The organism is Actinacidiphila oryziradicis (assembly GCF_005047355.1).
Classification (GTDB): Bacteria; Actinomycetota; Actinomycetes; order Streptomycetales; family Streptomycetaceae; genus Actinacidiphila; species Actinacidiphila oryziradicis.
Window position 1 is genome coordinate 74,092 of sequence record NZ_SUMC01000037.1, and the last position, 8,926, is coordinate 83,017.

Annotated in this window: 9 protein-coding genes and 1 riboswitch; of the genes, 6 read left to right on the top strand and 3 right to left on the bottom strand. The window is 68.5% G+C overall.

The genetic code is table 11. From position 1 onward, the window contains the following. Window positions 1-95: 95 nt before the first annotated feature. Window positions 96-224, bottom strand: a complete 129-nt coding sequence (locus FCI23_RS62485) for a hypothetical protein (protein WP_265737776.1) — start codon at window positions 222-224, stop codon at window positions 96-98. A gap of 102 nt (window positions 225-326) precedes the next feature. Next, complete coding sequence (locus FCI23_RS31325) at window positions 327-1,139, bottom strand: SAM-dependent methyltransferase (RefSeq protein WP_136727339.1); 813 nt, start codon at window positions 1,137-1,139, stop codon at window positions 327-329. A 256-nt stretch (window positions 1,140-1,395) separates the two neighbouring features. On the opposite strand from FCI23_RS31325, the gene FCI23_RS62490 reads away from it, so the two are divergent. The 3 genes from FCI23_RS62490 to FCI23_RS31345 all read left to right on the top strand — a co-directional run bounded on the left by FCI23_RS62490 (window position 1,396) and on the right by FCI23_RS31345 (window position 3,988). Further along, window positions 1,396-1,521, top strand: a complete 126-nt coding sequence (locus tag FCI23_RS62490) for a hypothetical protein (RefSeq protein ID WP_265737777.1) — start codon at window positions 1,396-1,398, stop codon at window positions 1,519-1,521. 490 nt (window positions 1,522-2,011) lie between these two features. Next, window positions 2,012-2,126: riboswitch (guanidine-I (ykkC/yxkD leader) on the top strand. A 147-nt stretch (window positions 2,127-2,273) separates the two neighbouring features. Beyond that, window positions 2,274-2,498, top strand: a complete 225-nt coding sequence (locus FCI23_RS31340) for a hypothetical protein (RefSeq protein ID WP_136727340.1) — start codon at window positions 2,274-2,276, stop codon at window positions 2,496-2,498. Next, window positions 2,495-3,988, top strand: coding sequence for an aromatic amino acid ammonia-lyase (locus tag FCI23_RS31345; protein ID WP_136727341.1), 1,494 nt, complete (start codon window positions 2,495-2,497; stop codon window positions 3,986-3,988). The genes FCI23_RS31340 and FCI23_RS31345 overlap by 4 nt, the downstream gene beginning before the upstream one ends. Before the next feature lie 465 nt (window positions 3,989-4,453). Here the strand turns inward: FCI23_RS31345 and FCI23_RS31350 are convergent, their stop codons facing one another. Beyond that, window positions 4,454-5,812 carry a discoidin domain-containing protein gene (locus tag FCI23_RS31350; protein WP_136727342.1) on the bottom strand — a complete coding sequence of 453 codons (1,359 nt, stop codon included), beginning with the start codon at window positions 5,810-5,812 and terminating at the stop codon, window positions 4,454-4,456. Between the two features lie 285 nt (window positions 5,813-6,097). Here FCI23_RS31350 and FCI23_RS31355 point away from each other — a divergent pair, with 285 nt between their 5' ends. The 3 genes from FCI23_RS31355 (at window position 6,098) to FCI23_RS31365 (ending at window position 8,533) form a co-directional block, all read left to right on the top strand. Next, window positions 6,098-6,322 carry a hypothetical protein gene (locus FCI23_RS31355; RefSeq protein WP_136727344.1) on the top strand — a complete coding sequence of 75 codons (225 nt, stop codon included), beginning with the start codon at window positions 6,098-6,100 and terminating at the stop codon, window positions 6,320-6,322. Window positions 6,323-6,409: 87 nt separating this feature from the next. Beyond that, window positions 6,410-6,652, top strand: coding sequence for a hypothetical protein (locus FCI23_RS31360; protein WP_136727345.1), 243 nt, complete (start codon window positions 6,410-6,412; stop codon window positions 6,650-6,652). A gap of 114 nt (window positions 6,653-6,766) precedes the next feature. Continuing rightward, window positions 6,767-8,533 carry an ABC transporter ATP-binding protein gene (locus FCI23_RS31365; protein WP_136727347.1) on the top strand — a complete coding sequence of 589 codons (1,767 nt, stop codon included), beginning with the start codon at window positions 6,767-6,769 and terminating at the stop codon, window positions 8,531-8,533. The last annotated feature ends 393 nt before the right edge of the window (window positions 8,534-8,926 follow it).

An 8,926-nucleotide genomic window follows, 5' to 3' on the forward strand; every position in this document is an offset into this window, starting at 1 on the left:
ATCACGCCCCCGACCGGCACGAGCGGCCCACCTCCGACTCGCACCAGGCCCCGTGACCTGCAACTTCAGGTTGAACAATCCTCAACAGGGAGTCATCAGCCGCAAGAACCCCCGGTCGCCTCCGACCCGTCCGCCGCGGAACGTGGGCGGGGCACGGTGACCTGTTGCAGCAGCAGGGCATCGATATGGACGAGACCGCTCTGGAGCAGCTGGAGAGCGAGCATCGAGGTCGGTGTTCCCGCCGTTCCAGTTCTCCACGACCCGGAGCCCGCCGTGGATCTCTCGGCCTGGGCACCCTCGTCCGAGGGCTTCAGGATTCCGTCGGCTCACGGTTTCCTGCCTACGCCGCACAGCGCGTCAACGGGTTCGGGCTCACTCCACGGGCCGTCTTCGAGACGCCACTGGGAGACCGAGACGACGCCGGGTGGCAGCACCTCCAGACCGTCGAAGAACCGGGCCATCTGTTCAGGGGTGCGTAGGCGATAGGGGTCTCCCGCCTCGGCGCGGCGGCGTTCAGCCTCGGCCGCCGCTTCGTGGTGGACCACGTTCGTGCCGTCTTCGAAGACCAGGTAGCTGCCTGGTGCCAATGCATGCAGAAGGCGGTCCTCGATGGCGTAGGCCTCTTCGTCGTTGAGGACGTTGCCCATGACCCCCAGTTGCATCAGCGCGATGGGCTGGCTGAAGTCCAGCGTGCGGGCGGCCTCTCGCAAGATCCGGTCGGGGTCGCGCACGTCGGCTTCGATGTAGTCGCAGGCGCCCTGCGGGCTGGAGGTGAGCAGGGCCTGGGCGTGCACCAGCACGAGCGGGTCGTTGTCCACGTAGACAATCTTGGATTCTGGCGCGACCCGCTGGGCGACCTCGTGGGTGTTGTCGGCGGTCGGCAGCCCGGTACCGATGTCCAGGAACTGGCGGATTCCGACCTCGCCGGCCAGATGCCGCACGGCCCGGGAGAGGAACGCCCGCGAGTGGCGGGCGATGTCGACGATCCCTGGGTAGACCTCACGAACCTGGTCACCGATCTGGCGGTCAATGGGATAGTGGTCCTTGCCACCCAGAAAGTAGTTCCACATCCGGGCCGAGTGCGGCACGGTGGTGTTGATCTTGGATAAGGGCTGCTGGCCAGCCGATTCATCTGTCACGAGCTCATGATCCCTTGGCGCGCGGGTAACTTCTGTCTGTCACCGCACAACCTAGTAGACTCACCAGGTGGGCCGCGTCCGAGGTCTTGTGTTTCCTGGCCCCCAGCCAGCCATGCTCAGAGCGCGGGTTCGGTTCCCGTCATCCCAGGCAGCATCTGGCGACCGGCTGTCGCGGCCGGGCCGGCGGGCTCCGGCGGGACCGCGAAGGCCAAACTCGAACAGCCTCCATCTGCCCGGCAACGCCAGCCACGGCTTTATGGACTTCATGCTGATGATGGGCGTCGCGGGCGAGGGCCGGAAGGCCGACTACGTCGACGCCTTCGACCTGTTCCACACCATGGAGGCGTACTTCACCTGGTACCCGGACGGAGGACGGTCGTGAGCAAGTACCTGCTGAACAAGTTCCTTTTCACCGTGGACCGGGACCCGGATCTGATCGAGCGCTACCGCCACAATCCCCGGGAGACCGTCGCTGAGTGGGAGGCCGAGCACGCCAACCGCATCCTCAACTGCATCGACGCCGAGCACTCCACCTGGCTCAAGTTCGACGGAACCGAACGGGAAGCGCTGGCCACCCACGACTATCCGACCCTGTTCGAGCTCGGCGGGCACCCGTCCTCACGCTCACTTTGTTCATCGGCATGTTCGAGCGTGACTACGAGCCCATGGGATTCCAGACCGAGTACGCCCAGCGGCTGGCCCACGCGACCATGCCCCATCCCGACATCGCCACCTGAGTGCGCGCCGCAACGAATCCACGAGCCGGGCCGGCCACGCGGGTCGCTTTCCAACTGCGCATTAACCAGGAGGTAACTTCATTGTTGCGGTGACGAAACCACTACTCAGTTAGCTGTTCTCGATTCACCCGACGGGTGAGGCGCACCTAGGGTTCCGCCGCTGCAGGCAATGCAACGGGTTTTCTGGTCCGAGAGGTGCAGGCGCGGACTCAGTGTTCGCGTTCCACGGCGGGAGAAAAGCCCGGGAGACCAGGTAGATCCGGCAATGCCGGACCCCGGCCCTGGGAGATCGATTGGTTTCTTCACACCATCGCCGCCTGTTGACGGGCCGCCCGACGATCCCGCCAGAAGCTTTCTTGTCGTCAGGTCACGGGCCGGTCAGCGAAGGAATTTGGAAGTGAGAAAACTCGTTGCCGAGGTGATCAACCGCGACCAACTGGTCAAGGACGCCTACGGCTCATACGGTCGCCCGACGGACACCACTGACCCGCAGGGGATTGTCAAAGGCGCGGCGGCACCGGTCAGCTGTCCGCCGAGCAACCCGGTGCCGTACTCGGGCGGTCCCGGGCCTGACGGTGCGCGTCGCCGGCTCACGCCCGGGCCGGAGGTGACGCCCGGATGAGTGTGGTGCTGTCCTCGGCGGGGATCACGCCGGAGGAGGTGGCGGCAGTCGCCGCCGGGAGGACGTTGACGTGGGCGGCTGACCTTGCTGGCACCGTAGGCGCGGGCCAGGCCGCGTTCGACAGGGTGCTGGCCGGTGGTGCCAGGATCTACGGCGTGACCACCGAGGTGGCGGGCCGGTCCTCGTTCGACGTCCCGACGGGGAGTCGGGGCGCCTACCAGATAGCGATGCTGCGCAGCCACGCGTGCGGAACCGGTCCGCTGCTCGACCGCCACGCTGCACGGGCCGCCTGGGTGACCAAGGCAGCGAGTCTGGCGGCCGGCCGCGCCGGATGCTCAATGGCGCTGCTGACCGCCCTGACCGATGTGCTCAACCGCGGCCTGGCGCCGGCGGTCCCCGTGACCGGCTCTCTTGCCGCGTCAGGGGATCTGGTCCCGAGTGCACACGCCGGCCTGCCGCTGCTCGGCGAAGGAGATCTCCTGGACGAGTCGGGAGACGCGGTGCCCGCCGGGCCGCTGCTGGCCGCTTGTGGCCTACACCCGTTGACTCCCGGTCCCCGTGACGGGCTCTCGCTGGTGAACGGCACGTCCGTCACCGCCGCGCTCGCCACGCTCGCCTTGCTGGACGCCGAGCGGCTTGTGACCACCGCGGACGTGCTGGCCGCTGCTGGGGTGGAGGTACGGCGCGGGCACCGGGACGCCTTCGCGCAGGCGATCGTCGACGCCCGTCCCCACCCTGGTGCGCTCCGAACCGCCGACACCGTCGAGCTGGTACTCGGCGCCGCCGAGACGGCGCGGCGCGAATCGGGGCGGAGCTTTCACGACGCGTACGCCTGGCGCTGTGTCCCACAGGTTCACGGCGCAGTGCACGACGCTTTGGTCCCCGTGCGCGCCGCTGTGTCGACGGAGTTGCGTAGCTGCACCGACAATCCGATCCTCGACGGGGATTCCATCGTCTCCGGAGGGAATTTCCACGGGGCCCCGCTCGGCATTCCGCTCGACTCCGCCACCACGGCGATGACCGTGCTGGCGGGCCTGTCGCGGCAGCGCCTGGTCGGGCTCATGTCCAGCCCCGGCCTGCCCAAGTCGCTCGTGGGGGCCGGCGGCAACTTCGGCCTGGGCATGCTCGTCACCACCGTGACCGCCCACGTACTCCAACTGAGCGGGCTGGTACCGGCAAGCACGCGCTGGCTGCCTGTCGACGAGGCGGAGGACCACGTCGCGAACGCGACTGTCGCGGCCTTCCAACTGCGCACTGCCCTCGACGGAGTCCGGCACGTGCTCGCCGCGGAGGCGATCGCCATAGCAGCCGCCGCAGATCTTAGCGATCGGCCGGCCGCCGGACCCGCGCTGCGCGCCGTCCATGCGCTCACCCGCCGGACTGTCGCACCTCCCGGCCCCGACCGGGCCATGTCGGTGCCGTTGACGGAGCTTGCGCCGCACATTCACGAACTGGCCGCGTTGCCCGACTCGATCAGGCGCCCGGTGTGACCCGCGCCGGCGCGGCGGCCGCCACTCGGGCAGAGGCGTGTCCGCACCGCGTCCCCATCGGGGCAGGAGGGCCCGGCGGCCGAACTGCTCGCCGCGACGATGGTGTGGGGCTCAAAAACCCGAATCGTCGTCCGGCTTTGAAGTCCTTCGCCGTGAGGAACCGGGAGCGAAGATCCCCCGCGCTGTGATCAGAACGGCTCTCACATCGACTCATCAGCAGCTCTCGCGTCGTTACCGTGCCCGTGGGGACGATCGTTTGGCTGAAGCCCCACGGAGCCTTTCGCCGAGATCACTTGAACATCGCCATGCTCTCCGAGGGGGGCCCGGCGGTCACGCGTCCCAGCCACCCCATAGGTGGTCTGGACGGAGGAGGCCACACCACAGCTGCTGCTCCACCTCCAAGCCTGGTCCCTTAGGACCGGGTCAAGTTGACTGCGTATTCAGCGGTGGTTTTGTGGCTCGTTCTCAGCCGAAGACCTTGAGCTCGTAGATGCGGGTTGCGGGGTCGGTGCTCTGGGTGGGAGTGGTGACGTTGAGCCGGACGTAGCGGGCGGAGGTGCCGGTGAGGCTGTGCGTGGTGGCGCCGGCGGTGTTGGCGTTTGCTTGGGCGACGGTGATCCAGGTGGTTCCGTCGGTGGAGGCCTGCACGGTGTATGCCCTGGTGTTGTAGGACGCGGACTCGCCGCCCGCGCCGGCGTGGTCGATCTCCAGGCTGGTGAGGGAGTACGCGGAGCCGAGGTCGACGGTGAGCTGCGAGGGGGAGGCGAAGGAGCAGAATTTGTCGCTGTTGCCGCCGCTGACAGTGCCGTTGACGGCTTTGGCGGGGGTCTCGTTGCTGTTGCACGGGGCGCTGCCCGTGACATTCTTGCCGATGGCGAGGTCGGTGGGGCCGGTGCCGCCGCCGCTGCCCATGGCGGCGCTCACCGAGGCGGCCCACTGCCAGGGCGCGCTGGTGCCGCCGGGCTCGGAGTTGAAGTACTCCCAGCCGGCGACGCCGCCGAAGGAGGGGTACTTGGCGGTGAGCGCGGCGAGGGTGCTGCCCAGAGTGGTGGGATCGACGTAGCCGCTGCCGCAGTTGGCCGCATTGGTGAGGGTGCCCGCGACGACTTTGTCGGCGGGGACGACACCGTGGTTGATGATCGCGTCGTAGCCGCTGGTGGAGCTCAGCGAGCCCCAGCCGCAGTAGAACTGGGCATTGAACCAGCCGATGGAGCTGCCGCGGTCGCGATAGAGCTGGTCGTAGCTGAAGCCGGAGAGGTTGCCGCCCCCGCTCAGCGCGGTGGCCACCGGCGCGAGGGTCACGATGAAACCGGCGCCGAAGTCGGTGTGGAGCTGGTCGATGAGCCGCTCCACACCGCCAAGGGACATGGACTCCTCGACGTCCAGGTCCAGGCCGTCGAGGTGGTACGTGGACACTACGTTCTTCAGCAGCGGGTAGTAGGTGGCGAAGTCGGTGTCCAGGCGCTGGAAGCTGCCCGCGGCGGCCCCGCCGACCATTCCGAGGGCGTGCACGCCCTTGGCCTGCATCGCGGCGACGTCCGTCCACATCTGGCTGAACTTCGCATCGCCGGGCGGGTTGTCGTTCAGATGGACCGAGCCGTCGCTGTTGAGGTGGAAGGCGCCGATCAGCAGGTCGGTGGCCCCGGTACTGTGGTCGGTCAGGCCCAACGGGGAGACGTATGAACCGTTGTAGTACTGCGTCTGGTAGTAGACCACGACCCGCTTGCCGCTTGCCGCCGCCGCCGGTGTCCCGCTGCCGAACAGCACGGCCGCGGCCGTGACTAATGCGGCCACCAGCCCGGTGAGAGTTCTCCTGACAGTCATGCCTTGGCCTCCTTGGACGGGGGTGCTCACGCTGCCTCACGTTCCCAGTTGACCATGTTGTCATCGATGTTGCTGATGTTGTAGAGGCCAGCGGGCGGCGACGGCCGGCTCGAAGTCCTGACCCCCCGGCATCCCCACGGCACCGGCACCCTGCACGCCCTCCTCCTCACCCCGGCCGCACACGCCGCGGGACGTCATGGGCTCGGACAGCACGGCCTTCTCTGTTGCTGCCGAGTCACGCGCTGCTCCTGGGGGTCCCGCAAGGGCCGTGGGTGAAAATCCGGGGTGTCGCGGACAGCGACCCCCTCATGTGCGTATATAGTCACCGCTGCTTGTGACCTGCTCTCCCGGACCGCCCTCAACGCCGTCCGGGCGCTGATGAGCGGGCTCATGGTCGCGGCGATCAGCGAGTACTGGGAGGACGAGCACTTCGCCCCGAACCCCGACTTCGCACCCGGTGACGGCGGTGCCCGCAGGCAGAGCTTCGGCGCCTGCGCCTCAAGGTGTTGACTGCAGCGGCGAAGATCAGGTGACCCGCGCTCTGCGGGTGTCCGGGACCTGCTGCGCCGCCTGGACGGTGACAGCGTTAAGTTCGGCGTGGACGGCCTGCCCGCCGACACGGTGGCGGAGCCGTGTGAGGCGTTCGTGCGGGAGGGCTGCCGCCTGGACAACGACTTGCGCCTGCGCACCGCCCGGGTCGCCCGCCTGACCGTGCACGCCGAGACCCTGAGTGAGGCATCGGGTGTCCACGCCGAGCTGAAGCGGGTCCGCTCGGCCGTCGTCCTGTGGGAGAGGCGGCATCGCAAGGGGCCGGTCAACGCCGAGGTGCCCGGCCTCTAAAGTTGAGGCGTGCGCGGAATCGCACAAGGCGCTTCACCGTGGAAGCACACTTTGCGCGCACGCGCACTTCAGAGCACCCCCCATCGCGTAGACGTGATTCGAGGAGCCCCGCACATGGCGCTGCCGCAAGGCACGCTCAGCCACCGCTACCGTGGCGAGCACCCCCTCCATACTCTCCTCTACCTCTTCCAGCCCGACCGGGGCCGCGTCGTGCTCGCCATGCTCGCGTTCTTCGGCAAGCACACCCCGGTATGGCTGCTCCCGCTCATCACCGCGAACGTCGTGGACGTCGTCGTCCAGCACCGCCCGATATCCGTCCTGTGGTGGAACTCCGCGGTCCTGCTGGTGATCCTGCTGCTCAACCTGCCGCTGCATCTGGCCTACGTACGCTGCATGCAGGGCTCGATCCGCAGGACCGGCACCCGGCTGCGTACCGCGCTGTGCCATCGGATGCAGCAGTTGTCCATCGGCTACCACTCCCGGGTCAGCGCCGGCGTCCTGCAAGCGAAGGTGATACGGGACGTCGAGAGCATCGAGACCGCCGCCCAGCAGACCGCCGACAACGCTCTGGCCGCCATCGCCACCCTCACCGGCGGTCTGGTGGTGATCGGCATCCAGGCGCCCGCCTTCCTGCCGGTCTACCTGATCGTGGTGCCCGTCTCGGCGCTGCTGGTCGTCAGGCTCCGCCAGCGGCTGCGGGACCGCAACGAGCTCTTCCGCCGGCAGGTCGAGCAACTGTCCTCCCGCGTCACCGAGATGACCACCCTCATCCCCATCACGCGCGCGCACGGCCTGGAGAACACCGCGCTGCACCGAGTGGACCGCACCCTGGGCGAGGTGCTGCACGCCGGGCTGCGGCTGGACCGGCTCAACGGCTGGTTCGGCTCGATCGCCTGGATCCTGCTCAACGCCATCGGTGTCGCGTGCCTGTCGGGGTCGGCGCTGGTCGCGTACTACGGCTGGCTGCATGTCTCGCCCGGCGACGTGGTGATGCTCAGTGCGTACTTCTCCACCCTCACCGGCTCGGTCACCACGCTGCTCACCCTCACCCCGCAAATCGGCAAGGGCCTGGAGTCGGTGCGGTCCATCGGCGAGGTGCTCCAGGCGCCCGACCTGGAGGAGAACGACGGCAAGGCCGAAGTGACCGCAGTGGTGGGCCGGTTCGAGTTCCGCGGGGTCGGTCACACGTATCCCGACAGCGTCCGGCCCTCGCTGGTGGACTTCGACCTGGACGTGCGGCCGGGTGAGACGATCGCCCTGGTCGGCGGCTCGGGCGCGGGCAAGTCTACGGTGCTGAACCTGGTGATCGGCTTCCTGCGGCCCTCCGAGGGCCGGATACTCCTGGACGGTGTCGACATGGAGACCATGGACCTGCGCGACTACCGCAGCTGGCTGTCGGTCGTGCCGCAGGAGTCGATCCTCTTCGAGGGCAGCGTCGGAGAGAACGTCACCTACGGCATGGAGGACGTGCCGGAGGATAGCGTGCGGGCGGCGCTGCGGGACGCCAACGCGCTGGAGTTCATCGACCGGATGCCGCACGGCCTGGATACGGTGGTCGGGGAGCGGGGCGCCCGGCTGTCCGGCGGGCAGAAGCAGCGGCTCGCGATCGCCCGTGCGCTGATCAGGGACCCGCGGGTGCTGATCCTGGACGAGGCGACCTCGGCGCTGGACTCCCGCTCGGAGGCGCTCGTGCAGCAGGCGCTGACCCGCCTGGTGCGCGGCCGTACGGTGTTCGTAGTCGCACACCGGCTCTCCACAGTCAGGAACGCCGACCGGATCGTGGTCCTGGACGACGGCCGGATCGCGGAGATCGGCTCGCATGCGGAGCTGCTGCGCAGCGGTGGCGCGTACGCGGGGCTCCAGGCCGCCCAACTGGCCTGACAGCCTTCGCCGGGCTCCGGGCCCGAGGCCCGGAGCGGACAGGAAGGGGCGGGAGGAGACCGGAGCGGGCCGGAAGGTGGCGCCACCGCCCGTTCTTCACCGACAGCCCGTTCGCCACCCTCCAGGCCGAGCGCCCGCACCGCCACCACGCGCTGCATGCCCTGCGGGTAGCCACGCTGCCGCCGCTCCCAGGATCGACGGGCGTCGGGGTCTGACCGGCCGAATATATTAGCCTGCGTCGTTGGGGGATGGCGGCCGGGTCGGGATGCATCCGTGCAGGAGGAGGTTGACGATCTGATCGATCGCCACGTCGTCCAGTGGTTCTCGGCTCACCGTGGCGCGGTAGACGACGGTTCCTGCATAGAGGTCGACCATCAGGGCGGTGTCGGTTTC

What these genes read in the sequence shown, in the direction of transcription:
- FCI23_RS62490 (WP_265737777.1), top strand. Translation starts at nt 1,396, where the DNA reads ATGGACTTCATGCTGATGATGGGCGTCGCGGGCGAGGGCCGGAAGGCC.
- FCI23_RS31350 (WP_136727342.1), bottom strand. Translation starts at nt 5,812, where the DNA reads ATGACTGTCAGGAGAACTCTCACCGGGCTGGTGGCCGCATTAGTCACG.
- FCI23_RS31345 (WP_136727341.1), top strand. Translation starts at nt 2,495, where the DNA reads ATGAGTGTGGTGCTGTCCTCGGCGGGGATCACGCCGGAGGAGGTGGCG.
- FCI23_RS31365 (WP_136727347.1), top strand. Translation starts at nt 6,767, where the DNA reads ATGGCGCTGCCGCAAGGCACGCTCAGCCACCGCTACCGTGGCGAGCAC.
- FCI23_RS62485 (WP_265737776.1), bottom strand. Translation starts at nt 224, where the DNA reads ATGCTCGCTCTCCAGCTGCTCCAGAGCGGTCTCGTCCATATCGATGCC.